Origin of the sequence: Leucobacter sp. MMO-125, assembly GCF_037148395.1 — a bacterium.
Taxonomy (GTDB): Bacteria; Actinomycetota; Actinomycetes; order Actinomycetales; family Microbacteriaceae; genus Leucobacter.
Genome location: NZ_JBBCTL010000002.1, coordinates 254,927 through 278,197 on the forward strand (window position 1 = coordinate 254,927; position 23,271 = coordinate 278,197).

Genomic DNA, 23,271 nt, shown 5'->3' on the forward strand with positions numbered 1-23,271 from the left:
TTCGGCGCAGCCCATCCGCGGTGATGCACAGCGTGTGCTTCGGGGATCACCAGACCTGTCGTCTCGGTGAGGGAACGATCCACCAGCCGTTGCGGGAGAGCAGCCGACACAGACGATACTCTGCCGACTGCGCTGCCCCTCAGCACGAGTGCTAGGCGGGGATCGCCTCCACTGTAGCACCCTTCGTGTCGACGGCTAGGGTGAGCGGCCGCCAATCCGCATGCTCGGCGGTGACGAAGTCGACGGCGCGAAGGCGATCGGCCGGGCCGTTCGAGAGCACGAGGATCGAGGGCCCCGCCCCCGACACCACGGCCGGATGACCAGCCTCGCGCAGCTCGCGGATCAGGTCGCGGGTGGCCGGCATGGCGTCACCGCGATAGTTCTGATGCAGCCGGTCTTCAGTGGCTTCGAGCAGCAGCTCGGGGCTCTGCGTGAGCGCCGCGATGAGCAGTGCGGAGCGCGACACGTTGAAGACGGCATCTTCGTGGGGCACATGCTTCGGCTGCAGACTGCGCGCGAGCTCAGTCGACATCGTGAAGCTGGGCACGAGCACGAGGGGCGCGACGCCGCGATGCACCATGAGGCGCTTGAAGCGGGGGCCGTCGGGCGTGGTCCAGGCGATCGTGAGACCGCCGAAGAGCGCCGGCGCGACATTGTCGGGGTGGCCCTCCAGTTCGGTCGCGAAGCCGAGGAGCTGCTCTTCGCTCAGCTCGACGGGAGCCACGGGGTCGCTCTGCAGCAGGCCCGCCGCTATCATGACGCCCGCCACAATCGCCGATCCCGAAGATCCCATGCCGCGACCGTGCGGGATGCGGTTCTGGGCGGTGACGTCGAGCCCGGGCAGCTGGCGCCCCAGACGCTCGAAAACGTGCGCAGCCGAGCGCACTACGAGGTTGGAGGCGTCGGTGGGCACTTCGCCCTCCCCCACGCCCGACACCTGCACGGTCGCGCCAGGAGCCTCGCGCACCGTAGCGGTCAGCTCATCGCCGTGGGCGAGTGCAATGCCGAGGGTGTCGAAGCCAGGGCCAAGGTTGGCACTGGTGGCCGGCACGCGCACTCGCACACCGCGGCCGATTCCTGCAGCGCCGCCGTTCTCCGTCGCCGCGCTCACGCCTTGCCCTCCAGACGCAGCACGCTGGTGACCTCGATCACCATGTCCGAGGAGCGCAGCGCCTCGACTGTGGCCGCAAGATCAGCCTCGCGTGCCGTGTGCGTGCCGATCACGAGAGCAGCCCGAGCGGCCTCCGCATCGGTGCCGCGCTCGACAGTTTGCTCGACGCTCGCAGCCGACACTCCGTGCTCGGCAAGGATGCCCGCGATCGCCGCGAGCACGCCCGGCTTGTCGCGCACCTCGAGCATCACCTGGTAGGCGGTGTTGACCTCGCCCACCGGCAGGATCGGGAGATCGGCGTGCTGCGTACCCGGAATGCCGGGGCCACCGGCAACGTGGCGCCGCGCAGCCGAGACGAGATCACCGAGCACCGCAGAGGCAGTCTCCACGCCGCCCGCGCCCGCGCCGTAGAACATGAGCTCACCGGCGGCCTCGGCCTCGACGAAGACGGCGTTTTTGCCCTCGTGCACCGCAGCAAGCGGGTGCTCACGGCTGATGAGCGCGGGGTAGACACGAGCCGAGACACCATCGGTGCCATCAGTCGCGGTGATCCGCTCGGCGATTGCGAGCAGCTTGATGACGTACCCGGCGTGCTTGGCCGCCTCGATCTGTTCGGCAGTGACCGAGGTGATGCCCTCGCGGTAGACCGCGTCGACGGGCACATCGGTGTGGAACGCGATGCTCGCAAGAATGGTGGCCTTCTGCGCGGCGTCATAGCCCTCGACGTCGAGGGTCGGATCGGCTTCGAGGAAGCCGAGCTCGCTCGCCACCCGCATGGCATCCTCGGCGCTGTCGCCGAAACGGTCCATGCGGTCGAGGATGTAGTTGGTGGAGCCGTTTACGATTCCCATGACACGAGTGACATGATCACCCGCGAGGCTCCAGCGCAGCGGCCTGATGATGGGGATCGCACCCGCCACCGCGGCCTCGTAGGAGAGCTGCGCACCGACCTGCTCGGCCGCATCGGACAGCTCGGGGCCGTGCGCGGCGATCAGCGCCTTGTTCGCGGTGACCACGTCTGCGCCGCCCTGCAGCGCCTGCAGAATCAGTGTCTTGGCGGGCTCGATTCCGCCCATCAACTCAACCACGATATCGGCGCCCTGCACCAGGCGCTCGGCATCGGTGGTGAACAGCTCAGCCGGCAGCTCGACGTCGCGCTTCGCATCGAGGCTGCGCACCGCGATCCCGGCCAGCGTGAGACGCGCGCCGACGCGCGCGGCGAGCTCATCGCCGTGCTCGATGATGAGCCGGGCCACCTGTGCGCCGACCGAGCCGCAGCCCAGCAGCGCGACCCGCAGGTCACGGTACTCGTTCACTTCGTATCTCCGTTTCATTGGGGAATCTGTTCAGCTGTCAACGTTGGCAGCCGGCTGACCGTGGGTTCAGTCTGCCTGCCACCACCGACACTTACGGGGCGGGTGCCGGGAACACGCTCTTGGTGAGCAGCTCGTCCTCGGTCTCGCCGCGCACGATGAGACGCGACGCGCCCTCCCGCACCGCCACCACGGGCGGCCTGGGGACGTAGTTGTAATTGCTCGCGAGCGACCAGCAGTAGGCCCCCGTCGCCGCCACAGCGAGGGTGTCGCCCGGGCGCACATCGCCAGGCAGCAGGTCGCGCGGCACGACGATGTCGCCCGACTCGCAGTGCTTGCCCACCACCCGCACGAGCGCAGGCTCTGCGTCGCTCTCGCGGTTCGCGATGCGCACCTGATAGTCGGCGCCGTAGAGCGCAGGACGGGCGTTGTCACTCATGCCCCCGTCGACGCTTACATAGAGCCTCGTCTCGCTGCCGAGATCGGCGGGGTCGGCCGCCACGTCAGACCCCGCGAGGGCCACCCGCTTCGTGGTGCCCACCGTGTACAGAGTCACACCGGCCTGGCCGATGATCGTACGCCCCGGCTCGAACGCGAGCTTGGGAAGCGCGACACCGAACTCCCGAGCACTCTCGGCCACGATGTCGGCGAGCTCGCGCGCGATATCAGCGATGGCCGGTGCCTCATCCGCCTGAGCGCTCGTGTAGGCGATGCCGAACCCGCCACCGAGATTCAGCTCGGGGATCGGCTCGCCCGCCAAACGCTCCAGCTCGGGGTACATGCCGAGCAGGCGACGAGCCGACTCGCGGAACCCGTCGGTCGCAAAAATCTGAGAGCCGATATGGCAGTGCAGGCCCACGAACTCGAGGCTGTCGTGGGCGAGAATCGCCGCCACCAGACGAGGAGCTTCCGAAAGCGGCTGGCCGAACTTCTGATCCTCGTGCGAGGTCGCCAGGAAGTCATGGGTCGAGGCGTGGACACCGCTGTTCACCCTGAGACGCACCCGCTGCCGACGCCCTGCGGCGCTCGCGGCGGCCGCGATCCGCTCAGTCTCGATCTCGCTGTCGATGATGATCGTGCCGACTCCGGCTTCAACCGCGCGCGCGATTTCGCGCTCCGATTTGTTGTTACCGTGGAAGCCGATGCGCGCCGGATCCACCCCCGCAGCAAGCGCGACCGCAAGCTCGCCCCCGCTTGCGACATCGATGGCGAGGCCTTCCTCCTCCATCCAACGCGCGACCTCGACACAGAGGAACGCCTTTCCCGCGTAGTAGACGGTAGCTTCGGTGCCGATCCGCTCTGCCTCGCGCTGCAACGCCTCACGCACCTCGCGGGCACGCTCGCGAGCGGATTCCTCGTCGATCACGTACAGCGGAGAGCCGTGCTTCGCGGTGAGTTCCGCAGCGCGGATGCCGCCGAGCTTGAGCGCGCCGCAACGGCTGCCACGGCGGGCAGACGGCGGAAAGACGCGGGGATCGATGGCGTTCGCGTCGACGTGCGCCTCGACGGGGGCGGCGTCAGAGCGCGGCTGCGGCTCGGTCATCAGTGGTTTCCTCGGCGGTCAGATACGGTGTCGTGCGCACGCTCGCGAAGGCGTGCACCTCTGGCGAGCGGACCCGGATTGGCCCCTGAAGCCGTGCGAACGGAGGTCTCCCTCGGAACGGACCCCTCCAGCTTACCGTGCCGACATTCCCGGATCAGTTCGCGCAACACTCTGTGACGATGGAACACCGCAGAAATGCCGACGGGACGGCACCCGCGCGAAGCGGAAGCCGTCCCATCGGAGTATCCCATCGGACTCGGCGACAGACCCTTAGCCCACGCCCTCGAGCATTGCCGTGTGGGTGTTGCCCACATGTTTCAGCACCTCGGGTCGGTTCGCCTTGATCCACCAGAAGCGACTGAAGGCGAGCAGCATCGTGGCGGCGAAGATGTAGGGAATGACGTTCATGGGGAAGGCAGGCACCGGCCACACGTTCGCGAAGAAGACGTAGACCATGGCCACAACCGCGACCACCGCGCACAGCCACACCAAACGGTTGGGGATACCGGCACGCTTCGTGTAGACGATACCCGCGATCGCCACCAGCGCGTAGGCCACCATGTAGCCGTAGGTGCCGTAAGTGTCGACCCACACGACGATATCCATTGGCTGCGTGCCTGCAAGCAGCAGCATCACGTCGAGCACGATAGCTGCGGGACCGGCGATGAGGAGCACCCGGTGCGGGGTGAGGTGGGTCTCGTGGGTGCGGCCGAAGCGCTCGGGCACCATGCCCTCCTTCCCCATCACGTAGACAATACGGCCGACCACATTGAGGGGCGCGACCACCACGGCGAAGAACGACGCAGCAACACCGAACACGAGCACCGGCGCGAACCAGGCGGGCATCCCGATGCGGTCGTTGATGGCCTGCAGCGGGCTCGCGACCTCGCCCAGTTCGTCGCCGAGAACGGCGATCTGCGTGTAGGCGGCGAAGACGTAAAGCACACCAACAACCACTGCGCTCCACATGATCGCGCGCGGAATGGCCGTGTGCGGGTTGCGCGCCTCGCGACCGAGAGCGTCGGCCGAGGAGAATCCCACGAAGCCCAGAATGCCGAGCACCATACCTGCGGCGACGCCCTGGAACGGCACCCCCTCGAACGAGAACTGTGCGGGATCCCACGCGTCAGGGCCGAGCCAGACGAGGGCCGCGACGAGCAGCACGAGAATGATGAAGACCGACACGAGCTCGAGCACGAGGGAGACGCGCGCCGAGATGCGGATGCCGCGGATCGTGAAGAACGTCGCAAGGCCGCCGATGATCACTGTCAGCGCGACCAGCCAAACGGTGCCGCTGGCCGGCACGCCGAACAGCTGCAGCAGGTCGGAGGCGTACGACACCGCACCACCAAGCGATCCGGCCGCGATGCCCCACGAGCCGATGAGCAGGGCGACCCCAGCTGCAAAGGCACCGCTCGGGCCGAGCCCCTTGGACACGTAGGTGTACAGCGAGCCCGCGGAGGCGTGACGCCGCGCGAAGACGGTGACGATGTAGCCGACACACAGGATCACGATCGTGGCAAGCACGAACGCCATCATGGTGCCGTTGCCGGCGCCGAGGAAAATGGAAGCAGCGGTGAAGGCGATCACGGCGCTCGGCGCGATGCTGGCGATGGCCTGGGCCCCGAGTTCAGGGCCGGACATCACCCCTTCGCGCAGGCCGGCGTCGACCTTCCGTTCTGTGGTGTGGGTCATCATTCTCTCCTATGAGCTGATCAATGGTGGGGTGTCTACGGAATGAGCAGCGTGCGCAGCACGCCGCCGGCTTCGAGGTCATCGAGCGCCGCGGCGGCCTCGTCAAGAGGTCGTCGGCCTGAGATCAGCGGATCGAGCTTCAGCTGCCCATCCATGTACCTGTCGACGAGCGCGGGGATGTCGATGGAGGGGCGCACCGATCCGTAGTTGGATCCGAGGATTCGCTGGTCGGCCTCGGCGAGCACGAGGGGCTCGAACGAAGCCCGGGCACCCGTGGGCGGCAGGCCCACGATGACGGCGGCACCGCCCAGGCCGAGCATGCGAATGGACTGCTCGGTGGTGGAGGTGCGTCCAATCGCGTCGAAGGCGTAGTCCACGCCGTCGGGCATGAGTTCGAACAGCTGCTCCACTGCGTCCCGCTCGGAGGCGTCGATGCGGTCGGTTGCCCCGAACTGCAGCGCCATGCGCGTCTTCTCGGGCACGATATCGATCGCGATGATGCGTTCGGCGCCGGCGAGCTTCGCACCCTGCACTACGTTGAGGCCCACGCCTCCGCAGCCGATGACGGCCACGGTCGCGCCGGGCTCGACGGCGGCGGTGTTGAGCACGGCACCCACGCCGGTGGCGACAGCGCAGCCGACTACGGCGATCACATCGAGCGGAGCGTCATCGCGCACCTTGATGGCACCCGAGGCGGGCACAATCGCCTCCTCGGCGAACGATGAGACGCCGAGGTAGTGGTGAATCGTCTCATCACCGAGGCTGAGCCGCGAAGTGCCGTCGAAGAGCACCCCCTGCGGTGCGACGACGGTGGCCACCTTCTGGCAGCGGGCCTCGTGCCCCTGCAAGCAGTACCGGCACTCGCCGCACGGCGGCACCCAGCTCAGCACGACGTGGTCGCCGACGGCGAGCGAGGTGACGCCCTCGCCGAGCTCCACGACGACGCCGGAGCCCTCGTGCCCCATGATCATGGGCGCTGGGGCATCCCACTCCCCTCGTTTGACGTGCAGGTCGGAGTGGCAGACACCTGCCGCGGCGATCTTCACGCGCACCTCTCCGGCCCGGGGAGCGGCGAGGGTGACATCCGCCACCTCGGCGCGGGTGGCAGGATCGCGGAACACGACAGCCTTCATGGTGAACTCCTTTGTCTCGATCAATTGCTTCGTGCGATAGGCACCCCGGGCCGTTGACCCGACGAGGCCGCGACTCGCAGCGACTGAAGCGATGCTACGGACCTGACGGGTGCACTGTCACTGCACCAAGTGTCGAAACGCCTCGAGTACCTTGTGCACTTGGTACACTGAGCCCGTGGCTTTGGACCTGCAAGCGATCTCGCGAGCGATCGCCGGAAGCTGTGTTTCCCAGCGTCTGGGTGAGCGCACGCCCGTCGACGGCGTCTCCCCGATCGAGGCCTTCGTCGTCGTGGGCAACCCCGAATACGCCACCCTCGTCACCGGCGACGCCGAAGAACTCCTGCGTCGCCTCGCGGCGGCGCGCGCCGCCGCATCGAACCCCGACGGCGGTGGCAACGCGGGCGACGACGGGAACCGTCGCGCTGAGGATCCGCTGCTCAGCGCCGTGTTCGTGACCGACAGCGACACCGCTGAACTGCGTGCCGCGCTCGAACGGTACGGCATGACCGCCATCCTCGGAGCGCGCCACGGAGGCACCGCCCTCCACGCCACCCTCACCGCCCTCATCGCCGACGACCGAGCCGCCGCAGACAGGCTCGTGACCGCCGGCATCAACGTACTCACCCAGGTCGCCCGCCGCGGCGGCGTGACCGCCGTCATCGCCGAGCTCGCACACCGTCTCGACGGCTGGGCCGTATTGCTCGATGCGCAGGGCCAGCTCATTGGCAGCGCCGGAGCGGGGCGACTCCACGTCTCCGATGCGGTCGCTGTCGCTCTCGGCCGGCCGGTGCGCGTGCGGCACGTCGGATTGCAACTGCACCAGGTCGGTTCCGACAGCGATCTCGCCGGATACCTTGTCGTCGCGTCACGATCTCGATCCCGCACCCACTCCCGCGACCTCGCCGCACAATCGGCCGCCCTCCTCGACCTCCTGTTGCGCACCCATGACCCCTCGCTCACCGAGCATTTGGGCCGCGAGGCACTGATCGCAACGCTCGACGCCGGCGGCCCGCCGGCACGCGAACTGCTGCGCCGCTGGGAAGTGCACGAGCCCAGCCTCACCGCCTTCGCACTCGGCACGAAAACCCGCACCGTGGATCTCGAACGCCTGCTGCGCCGCTGGCTCGACGAACTCGGCGCGGAGCACATGTTCGCCTCTGGCACAGGGCCGGTGCGCGGCTTCGTGCGGAACGAACTCGCGGAGCAACTCGCGAAACTCGTCGAGGCACTGCGCCCGATGGGAGGCGCGCGAGTGCACCTCGGCCTCGGCGCTCCAGCTCCCGCGGAGGCCCTCGCGCAGAGCGCCGTACAGGCGAGGCAGGCCCTCGATACCGCGCTCGAAGACGGCGAGACCGTGCACAGATACACGCAGCTGCCGACCGTCGACCTCGTGCTCTCCTCACTCACCGGCACCCCGAGCGACACCCTCACCAGCCTGCTCGACCCGCTGCGTGACGCATCAGGCGCGCACGGGGAACTCGCCCACACCCTCAGAGTGTTCCTCGCAGAGCACGGGGGCCACCGCGCCTCGGCCCGACGACTGGGCATCCACCGTCAAACGCTCGCGGCTCGCATCCGTCGTGTCGAAGAACTCACAGGCCTGTCGATGGATCGCGCCGACGACCGCACCGCCGCCTGGCTCGCCCTGCGAGCAGCAGGATTCTAACCGCGTGCAGCAATCCGAGTCGAACACTTCGAGCGCCCGAAGAGCACCGTGCAGCAGCACGGCAGCACGAGCTGGTGACGCTAGGTCTGCTACCCCTCGCAGCTGCCGTTCTCGCGCTGCTGCGCATCTGAGACGATGCGGGGGTCCAAGTCGGCGGTGATCGTCGCCGATCCGGTGCTCGACAGCGTGATGCCCGTGAGCGCGACACCGCGCGGCAACTGCTCACGCACGCAGAGTACCTGTGGTCGGAGCAGCGGATCGAGCAGCCCACCGGCGGCCTGCGTCAGCTGCTCGGCATTCAAGTCGAGCCCCGCCGCAGTTACGCCGCGCGGTTCGATCTCGATCTCACCGGCACCCGCGACAGCCACCCCCAGCTTCGCCGAGAGTGGGATCGACTGCCCGAAGAGGTCGATCGAGCGCCCCACCACGAGCGAGCCGTCCTGCACCTCCCCCGTCTGAGCGACGCCCTGGGTGACGAGATTCACCACGGGACCGAGCTGCTCCCGATCCACCCGCAACGACACCGTGGCCCCGTGAATCTCACCCACCATCGGGTTGAAGGGCACGAGCGCGGCGTGCACGGTCGCGTCGGCCTGCACTCCCTCGATGAGGGGCGCGTCAGGCACCGTCACCGTCACATCGCCCACGCCACCCCGGAGGGCGTAGAGCAGCGCGGATCCGCCCAGAGAAACCTCCACCGGGTGCTCGGCTGAGAGCCCGAGGCCCACACGGGCGGCGCTGCGGATCGTGTCGGGCACGATCAGGCGCAGCGCGACCTCAGCAGCGCCCGCGAGCAGCGCCACCGCGACGAGCACGCCCAGCAGCCTGATCCACCAGCGGGGTTTCCGCTCGCGCATAACGGTGTGCGCTCCGCGTCAGAGACGCTCGGGAGCCGAGACCCCGAGCAGGTCGAGCCCGTTGCGCAACACCTGACCCGCAGCGTCGTTCAGCCACAGGCGGGTGCGGTGCAGATCTTCGACGGGTTCTTCGCCCATCGGGATCACGCGGCAGTTGTCGTACCAGCGGTGGTAGGCCGCTGCGAGCTCTTCAAGGAAGCGGGCAATGCGGTGCGGCTCGCGCAGCTCGGCCGCGCCGGCGACGATACCGGGGTACTGCTGCAGCTTGCCGAGCAGATCGGCCTCGGTCGGGTGCGTGAGCAGCTCAGGAACGAAGGTGCTGCGGTCGACGCCGGCCGTCGCCGCGTTGCGGTCGACGGCGCAGGTGCGAGCGTGCGCGTACTGCACGTAGAACACCGGGTTGTCGTTGGTGCGGCTGCGCAGCTTTTCACCGTCGAGCGCCAGCGGCGAATCCGCGGGGTAGCGCGCCAACCAGTAGCGCAGCGCGTCGCTACCGAGCCACTCGAGCAGGTCGTCGAGCTCGATGATGTTGCCCGCGCGCTTCGACAGGCGCGCGCCGTTGAGGTTGACGAGCTGGCCAATCAGCACCGTGATGTCGGTCTCGATGTTGTCTCCGGCCGCGCCGGCGATCGCAGTGAGACGGCCGATGTAGCCGTGGTGGTCGGCGCCGAGCAGGTAGATCTTCTCGCCGAAGCCGCGGTCCATCTTCGACAGGTAATAGGCGGCGTCGGCAGCGAAGTAGGTGTAGTTTCCGTTGCCGCGGGTGAAGACGCGGTCTTTGTCGTCACCGAAGTCGGTGGTGCGCACCCAGACGGCGTCGTCTTCGTCGAACACATGGCCCTGCTCGCGCAGGCGATCGATCGCGGCCTCGATGGGGCTCTTGCCGCCGTCCTCTGCGGGGGCGTGCAAGGTGCGCTCCGAGAAGAACACGTCGAAGTGCACGTTGAAGCGCTCGAGGGAATCCTGAATCTCGGCGAGCTGCAGCTGGTAGGCGAGCTCCTGGGCCTGCTCGAGGGCGGCGGCGCGATCGCTTGCGGCGAGCTCTGCAAGGCCAGGAAGCTGCTCGCGCACGCGTGCGCCGAGCGACTGGATGTACTCGCCGGGGTAGGCGTCTTCCGGCGCATCTTCGCCGAGCGCCGCAGCGAGCACGGAGCGCCCGAACTTGTCCATCTGCGCGCCGGCATCGTTGATGTAGTACTCGCTCGTCACGGTGGCACCGGCTGCGCGCAGTACCCGAGCCGTCGAGTCGCCGAGCGCCGCCCAGCGGGTGTGGCCCATGTGCAGCGGCCCCGTGGGGTTCGCGCTCACGAACTCGAGGTTGATGTTCTGACCGGCCAGTGCGTCGCCGCGACCGTAGGCCTCGCCCTGCTCGACCACGCGGCGCGCGGTCTCGCCGGCGCTTGCAGCGTCGAGCGTGATGTTGATGAAGCCGGGGCCCGCGATTTCGGCCTTCGCTACGCCGTCGATTTCGGCGGTGCGCGCCGCGATCTCCTCGGCGAGTTCGCGCGGGTTCGTGCCGATCCGCTTCGCGAACTTCATGGCGGCATTCGAGGCCCAGTCGCCGTGGTCGCGGTTCTTGGGTCGCTCCACCTGCGTGTCCTGCTCGGTGACCTCGATATCGACGCCGCGGGCGGCGACGATGTCGGTCAGGATGCGGGCGAGGGCGCTGGCGAGTTCTTGAGGCGTCACAAGTATCCAGTCTACCCGTCGATCGGAGGCCACTTCTGCGCTGGCGAGTCGGCGTTCAGTCGCCGGAACGTGAGTACACCCGCTGCCCCGCGATCCAGGTCTCGTCGACAACGGCCGTGTGCAGCTCGGCGGCATCGATGGCGAAGAGATTTCGATCGAGGATCGCGATGTCGGCGAACGCACCCGGCCTGAGTTGGCCTGTGACGGTGTCGAGGTGGTTGACGCGAGCCGAACCGGAGGTGTAGGCGTTCACGGCCTGGGTGACGGTGAGCGCTTGCGCCTCGCCCAGTGGCGGTGCCGCAGAAGCTGGCCGTCGACGGTTCACGGCGACGTGGATCGCCTGCACGGGGTCCGGCGACGACACCGGCCAGTCGCTGCCTGCGGCGAGCGTTGCTCCGGCGGACGCGAGTGCCGCGAAGGGGTACAGGGTCGCTTCGACGCCGGCGGGGAGGAAGGGGATGACGAGCTCATCGAGCTGCGCATCGTGCGCAGCCCACAGTGGCTGCAGATTCGCGGTCGCTCCCAGCTCGGCGAAGCGTGCAAGGTCTGCTGGGGCTACGGTTTCGAGGTGGGCGAGGTGGTGCCGCAGGTGTTGCTTGCCGTTCGTGCGCAGGGCGTGCTCCAGCGCGTCGAGCGCGTCGGTGACTGCCCGGTCGCCGAGGGCGTGGAAGTGCAGTTGCATGCCGCTCGCATCGATCGCTGTGACGAACTCGGCGAGCTGCGCCGGCGGGAAGAACGCGAGGCCGGTGCTGCCCGTCGATGCCCCGGCAGCGTCGCGGTAGTGGCCGTGCATGGCGGCGGTGCGGCTTTCCGCTACGCCGTCGACCATGATCTTCACGGTGCCGAGCGAGAAGCGCTCGGGCGGGTGCAAGGCCGCCACCGCGTCACGGCGCTCGATCAGCCCCGCGAGCTGCGCGAGGCCCGCAGTGCGATCCCACCACTGTGCCCCGCGCACGCGGGCGTGCAGAGTGCCCGCTGCGAGCGCCCGCAGATAGATGGGCAGGGTGTCGGGGCGACCCATGAGGCTTCCGATTGCGGCGTCTTGCCAGGCTGTCACCCCGAGCGCGAGCATGCGTCGCTGCGCTTCGAGGAGGCCGGCGTAGGCGTCTTCGTCGCTCGGTGTTGCGCGCACCGCTTCGAAGAGGAACATCGCCCCGTCGTGCATTGTGCCTGCGGGGGTGCCGTCGGCTTCGCGTTCGAAGCGCCCGTCGGGCGGATCGGGGGTGCCTGCGTCGATGCCGGCGGCGGCGAAGGCGCGCGTGTTGGCCCAGGCGCTGTGGTGGTCGCGGTTCTCGAGGAGCACTGGCCTATCAGGCACGATCGCGTCGAGCAGTCTGCGCGTGGGGGTGCCGCCGGGAAAGGCATCCATCGACCAGCCCGCTCCAATGATCCATTCCCGCTCGGGGTTGGCTTCGGCATAGGCCTTGATCGCGGCGAGCGCAGCTTCAGCGTCGGCGCAGCCCGAGAGATCACAGCCGAGCAGCTCGGTGCCGGCGATCACGGGGTGGGCGTGGGCATCCTGGAATCCGGGCAGCAGCAGCCGACCGTCGAGGTCGATGCGCTGGGCTGCCCGGGGAGCGAGCCGGGCAATCTCCTCGGGGTCGCAGCTGAGGATCCGCCCACCCCCGATCGCGAGACCCGCCAACCGCGGCCCATCTTCGAGTCCGGTGTAGATCCACCCGTTCTCAAAGACCGCATCAACACCCGGCACCGCTGCGTGACTCATGCTTGCGTTGTTCCGGTCATTGCGGATCGCGCGCCAGGCAGACCGCCCCGCCAGCCGAGCGCCGAGACGAGCCGCGATCCGAGCACCCCGTGCAGCAGCACGCTGCCGAGCACCGTGACTACCGTGACGTACAGCACGGTGTTCGCGGGGTCGTCGTCAAGATCGTTGAAGGCAAGTAGCCCGAACATGATTGTTGAGGTGCCCCGCGGTCCCAGCACCCCGAGCGTTACGCGTTCTCGTAGCCCGGTGCGGCTTCCGAGCAGGGCGATGAGCGCCGGCACGCCCCGCAGCAGTGTGAGCGCGAGCAGGCCGTACAGCACCGCGGCCCAGTCGAGCGGAGCGAGGAACACCAGCGCTGCCGCCGCACCGAACACGAACCACATGACCAGTGAGGAGAGCACCCCGATCTCGTCGAGCAACGAAACCTCCTCGCGCATCACCTCGTCGCCCGAGGGCTCACGCCTGACACGAGTGCTCTTGTAGGCGATACCCGCGAGAAACGCCGCCAAGAAGCCGTTGCCGTGCAGCGCGATGGCCCCGCCGTAGACGATGAACGGCAGCAGCGCCGTTCCCAGCCTGATGCCGTGCGTCGACGTCCAGCCGCGCGCCATCGCCGCACGCGCGAGTAGGCCTGCGAGCAACCCGGTGCCGACACCCACGAGCACCGCGAAGCCGATCTCGGGGATCGCGTGCCCCACAACATCGAGCAGCGACTGCTCCTGCGAGGGTGCCGAGGCGGCGAGCAGCGCCACAGCGAACAGCGGCGAACGGATCGCATCGGCGTACCCGCTCTCGACGGTGAGGCTGTGACGCAGACGTTGCGGAATGCGGGAATCGCGCAGCAGCTCCCCCGCCGGTGCGAAGTCGACGGGCATCACCACGAGCGCGACGATCACCACCACCAGCAGCGGCGATCCGCCCAGAAGCGGGATCCCGCACAGCACCGCAAGCACCAGCGACAGCGGGAGCGCGATTCCCAGCAAACGGGCGACAATCCCCCGCTCCCCAGCGAGGAAGCCGCCCCGCACCTCGGTGGCATCGACGAACAGGATCACGGCGAGAATCAGCTCGACTGTGCGCTCAGCGAGATCCGTGTTGAGCCCGGCGATCAACTCGCCAGAAACCACGAACCCAGCGACGAGGCCGCACGCGACCATGGAAACAGGGCCGGAAATCTGCCAGCGCCGCAGCCGAGAGCTCAGCATCGACCAGATCAGGATCGCAAGCATTGCAGCGATGATGAGGCCGGTCATGAGCCAACTCTAGAGGATGCTGTGGGCCGCAACGGCGAACGATCCGGGGACCGCACGGAGACGCGGAAATCGCGGATCACCGGCCGCGCTCCTCCAGATACTCGTCCACGTAGCGTCGCACCAGTGCGCGCAGCTCGGGGTCGTCGAAGCGCGCAGTTGTGAGCCCCGACACCGGCGCCGCACGATCCGGAGTCGCCGCCTCGCGATCCTTCCACGCTTTCCGCTGCACCAGCGCCGCGATAATCACAATCGCTGCCGCGGTGAGCGCGAGAATCAGGATGCCGAGCTGCACCGGGCTGTCGAGCCAGCTCTGCGCAATCGCTTCGATCGCCCAACTGGACGCAGCTGCGAGGCCAGCGACGAATGTTGCGATGTAGATGAGTCGCAACAGCCGCTCATGGTAAAGATAGCGGTATCCGAGCGAAAGGAAGCCGAGCACGACGAGCGCCACCAGCATGATGTACGCGGCAGTGTTCAGATCGTTGAGCAGACCGAATGCTGTGCGCTGCGACTGCTCGGAGTCGAGGCCAGAGGAAATGTCGTACTCGACGTAGTAGGCGTCGTCAGGCCAGAAAGTGACGAGTACACCCAGCAGGAACGTGACCGCGGTGCCGACCCAGATGGCGCGCCTCAGCCACACGTGCTGCGCCGCCAGTGACGCGATGAGGAACACATCGGCGATGAACACCCGCCAGGTGAGCGAGAACGCCTGCGACTCCGCCAGGCCGAACAGCACGATGAACGCCATGGCTACTCCGGAGGCCGCGAGCACGCCGACGAGTACCCAGAACCCCAGCCTGCGGCGTGAGCCACGCGCAGCTGCGACTGCCGTAGTCGTATCGGTCACTTCGCTCATATCGCTTCGCCCTCCGCGACGCGCGGGCGGCGCCGTCTGCAGCGAGCCTATCCAGTGCCAGAACCACCTGTGGGGCGTTTGGGTGTTTCCACCCAAACGCCCCACATCATGGCTGCATATCGTGCCCCCGGAGGGATTCGAACCCCCGACCTACGGTACCGGAAACCGGCGCTCTATCCCCTGAGCTACGGAGGCGAGCACTGGCAGCCGCGACTAGCCTAGCGCACTTCGCAGGGTCGCCAGCGCCACGGCCTCAGGCGAGCGACAGGAAGAGCTTCTCGAGTTCGTCCGGCTGCGGCGAGCCATCGGCGTCGGGGTTCAGCAGGCACTCCTTGAGCGACGAGGAGATCACCAGGAACCCGGCACGGTCGAGGGCTTTCGACACCGCGGCCAGCTGCTGCACCACGTCTCGGCAGTGCGCGTCGCCCTCGACGGCGTCGATCACAGCCGCGAGCTGCCCCTGCGCGCGCTTGAGCCTGTTCACGACCTTTCGCTTGGCCTCGGGGTCGTGACCGAATACAGCACCCGTATCACTGTCCGCATCGTTCATGTCGGAACCTCCTTCTGGGAATCGAACTTGACAACCATGATACCCCAGGGGGTATATTTACCGACACGGATACCACCGGGGATTTGTTGCGAATCGAGAGTAACCCCATGTGCCGCCCCACCCAATGCCGCGTATGCACCAAACCAACTTGAGCCGACTGCGGCCAGCACGTCGCCGCAGTGAGGGCTTTGGTGCCCAGAAACGACTGATGCGGCGGCACGCACACCGCGGCCGAAACTACCGCCACCTCCTGCTGCTGAGCGGCTCGCGCGTCGAAGCCGAGATCATGCGCGACCACCCCGTGTGCGTCGGCATCGACGCCGTGCGCGGCAGCGTCACCGCGAGTGCGCCGCGCCGCGCAGGGCAGGGCACGACGTCGTCGAATTCAACGGGGGTTCCCTCGGCTGGACGGCGATCCCGGGCAACGAACCCGTCATCGTGGAATAGCGGATCGCGACGGCAGCCTCCACAATAGAAGCTGCGATCCGCGACCGCGGAACCTGGACCGAAGGAGAACCGCTATGTGCCAGCGAGTGAGCTGCCAGAACTGCGAAAAGCCGAGCTGGGTGGGCTGCGGCGAACACGTCGAAGAAGCCCTGGCTGGTGTGCCCGCCGCCGAGCGGTGCAGCTGCCCTCGCTAACCACCGGCCTCCGCACTTCACGCACCGATCGACGTTGGTGCACCTCGATTCCCTGATTCGACGTGCACCAACGTCGATCGGTGCTGTTGCGTGAGCGCTGACGTGGGGAGACTCGGGGTGGCGGGCTCGGCGCACGGGGCGGGCCCCGGTGCTCTAGCGGTCGTCGAGCGCCTGGCCGCGCCGGTCTACCAGACCCCATGCGGCACCCGCCGCGACGAAGAAGAACACCGCGAACACCGCGAACGTCAGGCCCGCTCCCCCGGCAACGAGCATCAGGGGCACAACGAGCGGCGCGACGATGGAAGCGATCCGCCCCACTCCGGCCGCCCAACCCGCGCCGGTGGCGCGCAGTGAGGTCGGATAGATCTCCGGGGTCACCGCGTAGAGCGCACCCCACGCCCCCAGGTTGAAGAACGACAGTGCCATACCTGAGGCAATAATCGCCGCCTCGGCGTGCACCGTGCCGAACACCACCGCTGAACCCGCAGAGCCGAGCAAGAACACCGACAGCGTGAGCCGCCGCCCCCACACCTCAATGAGCCAGGCCGCCACCGCATAGCCCGGCAGCTGAGCGAGCGTGATGATGAGGGTGAAACCGAAGGAGCGCACGAGATCGAAGCCGGCATCGACGAGAATGCTGGGGATCCAGATGAACGCGCCGTAGTAGGCGAAATTGACGCAGAACCAGACCAGCCAGATCGATGCCGTGCGCAGACGGAACTCGGGCGACCAGAGCGCCGCGACCCGCGACCGCGCCGCGACATTCGCCCCCGACAGCCCGCTGCCTGCGACGTCTGGCGCAGCACCGGCACCCACCGCAGGCACCGGTGATGTGCGGGAAGCCCCTGCGGATGCCTCGAACTGCGCGACGATCCGCTCAGCTTCTGCGGTGCGCCCCCGGCCGGCGAGCCAGCGCGAAGACTCGGGCAGCCCCCAGCGCACCACGAGGGCGTACACAGCGGGGATCGCACCCAGCGCGAAAGCCCAGCGCCAGCCGTTCTCTGAAGCGGGCACCACGAAGTAGCCGATGAGTGCCGCAGCGGTCCACCCCACCGCCCAAAAGGCTTCGAGAATCACGATGAGTCGCCCACGGATACGGGCGGGTGCGAACTCGCTCACATAGGTCGAGGCGACGGGCAGCTCAGCCCCGAGCCCCAGGCCCACGAAGAAACGCAGCACGAGCAGCATCGCGATGCCGCCGACGAGCGCGCTGGCCCCCGTCGCCACACCGTAGACCAGCAACGTGATCGCGAACACTTGGCGGCGGCCGAGACGGTCGGCGAGCAGGCCGCCGAGGCTCGCGCCGATCGCCATGCCAAGAAAGCCCACCGAGGCGATGAGGCCACTCTCTCCTTTCGAGATGCCCCACTGCTGCACCAGCGCGGCAATGATGAAGGAGATGAGGCCGACGTCCATTGCGTCGAGCGCCCACCCGAGGCCCGAGCCCGTCAGCACGCGCCCGTGCTTGCGGGTGAAGGGCAGTGCGTCGAGGCGCTGCGAGAGGGAGGGGCCGGATTCGCTCATGATTCACATGTTAGAGGCGACCCCCGACATTCACGCGCGCCGGTAGCTGAGATCGCGGATCTCGCGACCCTTCTCGGCGCCCTTCTGCTCGAAGGCGGTGAGCACGCGCCCGTCAAAGCGATCCGCCCACTCCCCCGTGAAGTTGCGCGTAAAGCCCGGGGCCGCGTCGAGCACCTCACGCATCTGCTCGGCGTAGTCCTCCCAGTCGGTTGCGAGGCGCAGCACGCCGCCAGGTTGCAGCGCGCGGTGCGCGATGCGCGCGAAGTCGTCGCTCACGAGGCGGCGCTTCTTGTGGCGCTCCTTCTTCCAGGGGTCGGGGAAGAACACCCAGATCTCCGACACCGAGCCCTCGGGGAGGTATTTCTCGAGCAGTTCGGGGGCGTTGACCTCGGCGAGGCGCAGATTGTCGAGCTCGGCGAGCTCGGCGCGGATCATGGTGCGCGCGAGCCCGGCGCGGAACACCTCGACCGCGAGGAAGTCGGTGTCGGGCCGCGTCTCGGCAGCGTGCAGAATCGCGTGCCCCTGGCCCGAGCCGACCTCGACAACCAGCGGCGCGATCCGCCCGAAAATCTGCTGCGGATCCCCTGTCGCTCCGTCTGCGACGCTCGTGGCGGCGGCCCCGTGCGGAATATCGAGCACGTACTTCGCACGGTGCTCCTCCCAGGCCCGCACCTGCGAAGGGGTCATGCGACCGCTACGGCGCACGAAGGAGACGGGCTTATCGCGGAAGGTCGAGGGGTCAAAGCTCTTGTGTGGCAGGGGCTGCTGGTCAGTCACCCATCTACGGTAGCCCACTGCAGGCGGTCGCGGCGTGGCCCTCTGATGTGACACGAGGCGGGAGAGCGCCGCGCTCCGTCGGTGCGGAAGTGGGAAAAGGGGCAGGAGTGAGAGAGCAGCACCCCGGCGGTACCATGGAGGCACACGTCGACGCGGAGGGAACGCACCATGTCCAGAAGGCTGCTCCTGGTAAACGGCCCGAACCTCAACCTGCTCGGCACGCGCGAGCCCGAGATCTACGGCGCGGACACCCTCGCAGACGTCGAGGCGCTCGTCGAGCGCACCGCCGCGGCCTTCGGCCTTGAGGTACGCGCGGTGCAGTCGAACCACGAGGGCGCGCTCATCGACGCGATCCACGCCGCACGCGAGGAGTGCGCTGCGATCATCATCAACCCCGCCGCCTTCACCCACACCTCGGTGGCGATCCGCGACGCGCTCTCGGGCGTCGGGCTGCCGATCGCGGAGGTGCACATCTCGAATGTGCACGCGCGCGAGGAGTTCCGCCACCGCTCCTTCGTGTCGGAAATCGCGAGCTGCGTGATCGTCGGGTGCGGCGTGCAGGGATACGAGTTCGCGGTGCGCCGTCTCGCGGTGCTCCTCTCCGACTAGGCCGTACCGGGACGAGCCGGAAGGGGCACCTGCTGTGGTCGTCGCCGGCGTAGGGGATCTCGCGCCGCTCGAACGCGGATGCGGCGGCTCAGAAGGCGGCGTTCCTCCCGCGGTGCTCGGGATGCTCGAGATGCCATGAGTATAGGTCTCCCGGCCAGCTCGACGGCGGAGCCTTCTCCGGGCAGGCGGCCGCCTGCCCGACGACGGCGTCCGCGAGCACGACTTCGATGTCCAGCCTTGGCGCGGTGAGCTCCAGCTCAGCCCGGATCGCGGCGGAGTCCGCGAGCACGTCGTCGCCGAAGTCCATGAGCACGCCGAGCCGGATCGCCCGGGTGAGGCCGCCTCGTGCTTCGGCGATATGCGGGGAAGTGTGGAGCGCGATCGCGTCCCACACTTCCTGCGCGGCGTCGCCCTGCACACCGTGCGTGCCGAGAAATCGCACCGCCTCCCGGGCCCCGACGACCTCGAATCGTTCGGGAGTCTCGGCCCCGGCGACGGTCCCGAAGTCGTGGAACAGGCTCGCAACCCAGAGGAGGTCGGGGTCGATCCGGAGCTGTTCGAACTCGGAGATGCGTGTCGCGAACTCAGCGACGCGCACGGAATGGTGGAGCACGGGCTCCGCGAGATGCGCGGAGACGTGGGCGGCGGCGCTCTCGACGAGGCTCGAACGCGGAAGGGACACGGTGGGCTCCTGTCTCAACACGGATGACGGCACAACTGCGCTCGCCTGAGCATACGAAAGACCGGGATGCTCCGGCAAGCCACGACCCGCCGTCAGCTGATCCGCCCCTTCCCGCTCTTCTGGGAATTGAGTCGGCCCGCAAGTATAGACCCGGCCCGGAATGCGCGCGAATCGTCGGCAGACTCGGTACGAATAGGCCGACTCGAAGAGGGGCGGGGCGGGGCGGGGCAGCCCCTACGGCGCCGTCACGAACACGTCGAAGAGCTGCGGGTTGTGGGCGTGCACGAGCACGGCAAACACCACCGCGTCGAAGAGCAGGTGCACGGTCACGACATAGGCAAGCGAGTGCGTGCGCAGGAAGATGATGCCCTGCACGAGCGCGAACGGGATCGTGAGCAGCGGGCCCCAAGCGCGATAGCCGAGTTCCCACAGGAACGACACGAAGACGATCGCCTGCAGCACGTTCGCGAGCCAGGGCGGGAAGTGCCGCAGCAGCACCGCGAACACGGTGCAGATGAAAAACAGCTCATCCCAGATGCCGACGGCGCCGACGCCGACGAAGAGGCGGGCGATGAGGTCGCCGTCATCGACGGCGGGCCAGTTGCGGTACACGCCGGAGCCGATGAAGTACCAGGGCAGGATGAGCCACCCCAGCACGAGCACCGCCGCAAGCCACGACCAGTGCAGTCGCCCCCAGCGCTGGCCCGCCCGCCACGGGAAGGCAATGGCGCGGTCGCGGTACCCCCAGCGCGAGATGGCGTAGGGCACGGCGACGGCGCCGCCCAGGGCGAGGGTGAACTTCAGCATCGACCAGTTGTCGAGTTCTGCGGCGAGCGGAATGGTGCGCACGATGAGCAGGCCGATCGCGATGAGGGAGAGGTCGCGCAGCAGGCTGGGCATGCGGGTGGCGGATGCGGCTCGATCGGCGGCTGATCGCGCTCCCGCGGTGGCGGATCCCGCAGCTGCGCCGGGCTCAGCGCTCCGGGGGCGGCTCGACACCACCCAAGCGGTGAGCATGCCGCCCGCGAGCAGCGCGATGCCGAGCAGCGGCAGCTCGGCGACGAAGAATGCCGGTGCGGCGAGCACGGTGAGCAGGGCTGCGATCACCGCTCCCGGCTGCAGCTGCGATCCCGCTGTGGTGCTCGGCATGCCTCTCAGGCTAGCGCCTGGCGGCGCTCGTCGCGGGCCGAAAGTTCTCGGTACGCACCGATCAGGAATGAAGAAGTGCAATGTCGGAGGCCCGCGCTACGCTTTCCCCATGACCGAGGAACGCACCACCGCACACCCTGCTGACAGCCATGACCGCATCAGGGTGCAGGGTGCTCGCGAGCACAATTTGAAGAACGTCAGCGTTGAGCTGCCCAAGCGCCGGCTCACGGTCTTCACAGGGGTTTCGGGCTCGGGCAAGAGTTCGCTCGTGTTCAGCACCATCGCCGCTGAGTCGCAGCGCCTCATCAACGAGACCTACAGCGCCTTCGTGCAGGGCTTCATGCCTTCGCAATCGCGCCCAGACGTCGATGTGCTCGAGGGGCTGACCACGGCGATCATCGTCGATCAGGAGCGCATGGGCGCCAATCCGCGCTCGACCGTGGGCACCGCCACCGATGTGAATGCGATGCTGCGCATCGTGTTCTCGCGGCTCGGCCAGCCGCGCATCGGTTCACCCAACGCGTTCTCTTTCAACGTGGCTTCGGTGAGCGGCGCCGGTGCAGTCACGCTCGAGAAGGGCGGCAAGACGGTGAAGGAGCGCCGCAGTTTCGAGATTCTGGGTGGCATGTGCGCCGTCTGCGAGGGTCGAGGCTCGGTGAGCGACTTCGCCCTCGACGAACTCTACGATGCTGACAAGTCCCTCTCGGAGGGGGCGTTGAAGGTGCCCGGCTACAGCATGGACGGCTGGTGGGGGCGGCTGTTCGCCGATCTCTTCGACATGGACAAGCCGATCCGCGACTTCACACCCGCCGAGCTCGACGACCTCCTTCGTAAAGAACCCACAAAGATCAAGGTCGAGGGCGTCAACCTCACCTATGAGGGGCTCATCCCTCGCATTCAGAAGTCGATGCTCTCCAAAGATCGCGAGGCGATGCAGCCCCATATCCGGGCGTTCGTGGATCGCGCGATCGTGTTCCACGCCTGCCCCGGCTGCGACGGCACCCGCCTCAACGAGACCGCCCGTTCCTCGAAGATCCATGGCTGTTCGATCGCCGATGTGTGCACGATGCAGATTTCAGACCTTGCCGAGTGGGTGCGCGGCATCGACGATCCCGGCATGGCACCGCTCATCGCGAAACTCTGCGAAACTCTCGACTCCTTCGTGCAGATCGGTCTCGGCTACCTGAGTCTCGATCGCCCCACGGGCACCCTCTCCGGCGGCGAGTCGCAGCGCACGAAGATGATCCGCCACCTCGGCTCCCCCATCACCGACGCCACCTACGTCTTCGACGAGCCCTCCATCGGCCTGCACCCGCACGACATCCAGCGCATGAACCAGCTGCTGCTGAAGCTGCGCGACAAGGGCAACACGGTGCTCGTCGTCGAGCACAAGCCCGAAATGATCGCGATTGCAGACCACGTGGTCGATCTCGGGCCCCGGGCCGGCGCCGACGGCGGCGAGATCTGCTTCGAGGGCACCGTCGATGCGCTGCGCGCCTCTGGCACGCTCACCGGCCAGCACCTCGACGACCGCGCTCGTCTGAAAGACGCGGTGCGCAGCTCATCAGGAGCGATCGAGGTGCGAGGGGCGGATCGCCACAACCTGCAGGGGGTCGACGTTGACGTGCCGCTCGGCGTGCTGTGCGCGATCACCGGCGTGGCCGGCTCAGGCAAGAGCTCGCTCGTCCACGGCTACGTGTCGAATCGTGACGGTGTTGTGGCGGTCGACCAGGGCGCGATCAAGGGCTCGCGCCGCTCGAACCCTGCCACCTACACGGGCCTTCTCGATCCCGTGCGCACCGCGTTCGCGAAGGCGAACGGCGTGAAGCCGGCACTCTTCAGCGCGAACTCAGAGGGTGCCTGCCCCGAGTGCAAGGGGGCGGGCATCATCTACACCGACCTCGGCATGATGGCGACAATGGAGAGCGTGTGCCAGGTGTGTGACGGCAAACGCTATGACGCCGAGGTGCTGCAGTACACACTCGGCGGCAAGAACATCGCCGAGGTGCTCGATCTGTCGATGGCTGAGGCACTGGAGTTCTTCTCGGCACCGGAATCGAAGATTCCGAAGGCGGTGAAGATTCTCAGCAGGCTCGTCGATGTCGGCATCGGCTACATCAAGCTGGGCCAGGCACTCTCGACGCTGTCCGGCGGCGAACGGCAACGCCTCAAGCTCGCCATCCACATGCTCGAAGACGCCGAGGTCTACGTGCTCGATGAGCCCACCACGGGACTGCACCTCGCCGATGTCGAGCAGCTGCTGGGCTTGCTCGACAGGCTCGTCGACGCGGGCAAGAGCGTGATCGTGATCGAGCACCATCAGGCGGTCATGGCCCACGCCGACTGGATCATCGATATCGGGCCGGGGGCCGGGCAGCAGGGCGGCACTATCGTGTTCGAGGGCTCGCCGCGGGATCTCGTCGAGTCGCGTGCGACACTGACCGGCGAGCACCTTGCCGAGTACGTGGGTGCCGTGGCCTGAGTCGCGGCGCCCCGG

General features: G+C 67.8%; 18 protein-coding genes and 1 tRNA gene. 3 read left to right on the top strand and 16 right to left on the bottom strand.

Annotated features, from left to right (window positions below; translation table 11 throughout):
* Nucleotides 1-151: 151 nt before the first annotated feature.
* From thrB to WFI54_RS05935, 5 genes are all read right to left on the bottom strand, one after another.
* Complete coding sequence (thrB, locus tag WFI54_RS05915; RefSeq protein WP_336651869.1) at nucleotides 152-1,111, bottom strand: homoserine kinase; 960 nt, start codon at nucleotides 1,109-1,111, stop codon at nucleotides 152-154.
* Complete coding sequence (locus WFI54_RS05920) at nucleotides 1,108-2,427, bottom strand: homoserine dehydrogenase (protein ID WP_336651870.1); 1,320 nt, start codon at nucleotides 2,425-2,427, stop codon at nucleotides 1,108-1,110. The genes thrB and WFI54_RS05920 overlap by 4 nt, the downstream gene beginning before the upstream one ends.
* A gap of 91 nt (nucleotides 2,428-2,518) precedes the next feature.
* A complete protein-coding gene (gene lysA / locus WFI54_RS05925) occupies nucleotides 2,519-3,967 on the bottom strand; it encodes a diaminopimelate decarboxylase (protein ID WP_336651871.1) in 1,449 nt (482 codons plus the stop codon).
* Nucleotides 3,968-4,237: 270 nt separating this feature from the next.
* Entirely contained in the window at nucleotides 4,238-5,662 is a 1,425-nt protein-coding gene (locus tag WFI54_RS05930; RefSeq protein WP_336651872.1) for an APC family permease, read from the bottom strand.
* Between the two features lie 35 nt (nucleotides 5,663-5,697).
* Nucleotides 5,698-6,795: a Zn-dependent alcohol dehydrogenase gene (locus WFI54_RS05935; RefSeq protein ID WP_336651873.1), complete on the bottom strand. Its 1,098-nt coding sequence runs from the start codon at nucleotides 6,793-6,795 to the stop codon at nucleotides 5,698-5,700.
* Between the two features lie 175 nt (nucleotides 6,796-6,970).
* Here WFI54_RS05935 and WFI54_RS05940 point away from each other — a divergent pair, with 175 nt between their 5' ends.
* Nucleotides 6,971-8,461 (top strand): PucR family transcriptional regulator, encoded by a 1,491-nt coding sequence (locus WFI54_RS05940; RefSeq protein WP_336651874.1) that lies wholly within the window; start codon nucleotides 6,971-6,973, stop codon nucleotides 8,459-8,461.
* 89 nt (nucleotides 8,462-8,550) lie between these two features.
* Here the strand turns inward: WFI54_RS05940 and WFI54_RS05945 are convergent, their stop codons facing one another.
* The 9 genes from WFI54_RS05945 to trmB all read right to left on the bottom strand — a co-directional run bounded on the left by WFI54_RS05945 (nucleotide 8,551) and on the right by trmB (nucleotide 18,334).
* Nucleotides 8,551-9,318 carry a hypothetical protein gene (locus WFI54_RS05945; RefSeq protein ID WP_336651875.1) on the bottom strand — a complete coding sequence of 256 codons (768 nt, stop codon included), beginning with the start codon at nucleotides 9,316-9,318 and terminating at the stop codon, nucleotides 8,551-8,553.
* 18 nt (nucleotides 9,319-9,336) lie between these two features.
* Nucleotides 9,337-11,007: an arginine--tRNA ligase gene (argS, locus tag WFI54_RS05950; RefSeq protein ID WP_336651876.1), complete on the bottom strand. Its 1,671-nt coding sequence runs from the start codon at nucleotides 11,005-11,007 to the stop codon at nucleotides 9,337-9,339.
* A 55-nt stretch (nucleotides 11,008-11,062) separates the two neighbouring features.
* The gene (locus tag WFI54_RS05955; RefSeq protein WP_336651877.1) at nucleotides 11,063-12,733 is read right to left on the bottom strand and encodes an amidohydrolase; all 1,671 of its coding nucleotides are present in this window, start codon (nucleotides 12,731-12,733) and stop codon (nucleotides 11,063-11,065) included.
* Nucleotides 12,730-13,986, bottom strand: a complete 1,257-nt coding sequence (locus WFI54_RS05960; protein ID WP_336651878.1) for a cation:proton antiporter domain-containing protein — start codon at nucleotides 13,984-13,986, stop codon at nucleotides 12,730-12,732. The genes WFI54_RS05955 and WFI54_RS05960 overlap by 4 nt, the downstream gene beginning before the upstream one ends.
* A 76-nt stretch (nucleotides 13,987-14,062) precedes the next feature.
* Nucleotides 14,063-14,842, bottom strand: coding sequence for a hypothetical protein (locus WFI54_RS05965; protein WP_336651879.1), 780 nt, complete (start codon nucleotides 14,840-14,842; stop codon nucleotides 14,063-14,065).
* A gap of 122 nt (nucleotides 14,843-14,964) precedes the next feature.
* Nucleotides 14,965-15,037: transfer RNA gene (locus tag WFI54_RS05970), tRNA-Arg, on the bottom strand.
* Nucleotides 15,038-15,095: 58 nt separating this feature from the next.
* On the bottom strand, nucleotides 15,096-15,392 hold the full coding sequence (locus tag WFI54_RS05975; RefSeq protein ID WP_336651880.1) for a metal-sensitive transcriptional regulator: 297 nt from the start codon (nucleotides 15,390-15,392) through the stop codon (nucleotides 15,096-15,098).
* A 794-nt stretch (nucleotides 15,393-16,186) separates the two neighbouring features.
* Nucleotides 16,187-17,557 carry an MFS transporter gene (locus WFI54_RS05980; RefSeq protein ID WP_336651881.1) on the bottom strand — a complete coding sequence of 457 codons (1,371 nt, stop codon included), beginning with the start codon at nucleotides 17,555-17,557 and terminating at the stop codon, nucleotides 16,187-16,189.
* A gap of 30 nt (nucleotides 17,558-17,587) precedes the next feature.
* Nucleotides 17,588-18,334 (bottom strand): tRNA (guanosine(46)-N7)-methyltransferase TrmB, encoded by a 747-nt coding sequence (trmB, locus tag WFI54_RS05985; protein ID WP_336651882.1) that lies wholly within the window; start codon nucleotides 18,332-18,334, stop codon nucleotides 17,588-17,590.
* Nucleotides 18,335-18,502: 168 nt separating this feature from the next.
* Between trmB and aroQ the strand changes: the two genes are divergently transcribed.
* A complete protein-coding gene (aroQ, locus tag WFI54_RS05990) occupies nucleotides 18,503-18,943 on the top strand; it encodes a type II 3-dehydroquinate dehydratase (protein WP_336651883.1) in 441 nt (146 codons plus the stop codon).
* An 88-nt stretch (nucleotides 18,944-19,031) separates the two neighbouring features.
* Here the strand turns inward: aroQ and WFI54_RS05995 are convergent, their stop codons facing one another.
* Together WFI54_RS05995 and WFI54_RS06000 are read right to left on the bottom strand one after the other, a co-directional pair.
* Complete coding sequence (locus tag WFI54_RS05995; RefSeq protein WP_336651884.1) at nucleotides 19,032-19,625, bottom strand: HD domain-containing protein; 594 nt, start codon at nucleotides 19,623-19,625, stop codon at nucleotides 19,032-19,034.
* A gap of 234 nt (nucleotides 19,626-19,859) precedes the next feature.
* A complete protein-coding gene (locus WFI54_RS06000) occupies nucleotides 19,860-20,774 on the bottom strand; it encodes a CPBP family intramembrane glutamic endopeptidase (protein ID WP_336651885.1) in 915 nt (304 codons plus the stop codon).
* Nucleotides 20,775-20,883: 109 nt separating this feature from the next.
* On the opposite strand from WFI54_RS06000, the gene WFI54_RS06005 reads away from it, so the two are divergent.
* Entirely contained in the window at nucleotides 20,884-23,256 is a 2,373-nt protein-coding gene (locus WFI54_RS06005; protein WP_336651886.1) for an excinuclease ABC subunit UvrA, read from the top strand.
* The last annotated feature ends 15 nt before the right edge of the window (nucleotides 23,257-23,271 follow it).

Bases quoted from the DNA above. Each gene is read 5' to 3' on its own strand.
- lysA (WP_336651871.1), bottom strand. From the start codon at position 3,967: ATGACCGAGCCGCAGCCGCGCTCTGACGCCGCCCCCGTCGAGGCGCAC.
- WFI54_RS05930 (WP_336651872.1), bottom strand. From the start codon at position 5,662: ATGACCCACACCACAGAACGGAAGGTCGACGCCGGCCTGCGCGAAGGG.
- WFI54_RS05935 (WP_336651873.1), bottom strand. From the start codon at position 6,795: ATGAAGGCTGTCGTGTTCCGCGATCCTGCCACCCGCGCCGAGGTGGCG.
- WFI54_RS05945 (WP_336651875.1), bottom strand. From the start codon at position 9,318: ATGCGCGAGCGGAAACCCCGCTGGTGGATCAGGCTGCTGGGCGTGCTC.
- WFI54_RS05955 (WP_336651877.1), bottom strand. From the start codon at position 12,733: ATGAGTCACGCAGCGGTGCCGGGTGTTGATGCGGTCTTTGAGAACGGG.
- WFI54_RS05960 (WP_336651878.1), bottom strand. From the start codon at position 13,986: ATGACCGGCCTCATCATCGCTGCAATGCTTGCGATCCTGATCTGGTCG.
- WFI54_RS05965 (WP_336651879.1), bottom strand. From the start codon at position 14,842: ATGAGCGAAGTGACCGATACGACTACGGCAGTCGCAGCTGCGCGTGGC.
- WFI54_RS05975 (WP_336651880.1), bottom strand. From the start codon at position 15,392: ATGAACGATGCGGACAGTGATACGGGTGCTGTATTCGGTCACGACCCC.
- WFI54_RS05980 (WP_336651881.1), bottom strand. From the start codon at position 17,557: ATGAGCGAATCCGGCCCCTCCCTCTCGCAGCGCCTCGACGCACTGCCC.
- aroQ (WP_336651883.1), top strand. From the start codon at position 18,503: ATGTCCAGAAGGCTGCTCCTGGTAAACGGCCCGAACCTCAACCTGCTC.
- WFI54_RS06000 (WP_336651885.1), bottom strand. From the start codon at position 20,774: ATGCCGAGCACCACAGCGGGATCGCAGCTGCAGCCGGGAGCGGTGATC.
- WFI54_RS06005 (WP_336651886.1), top strand. From the start codon at position 20,884: ATGACCGAGGAACGCACCACCGCACACCCTGCTGACAGCCATGACCGC.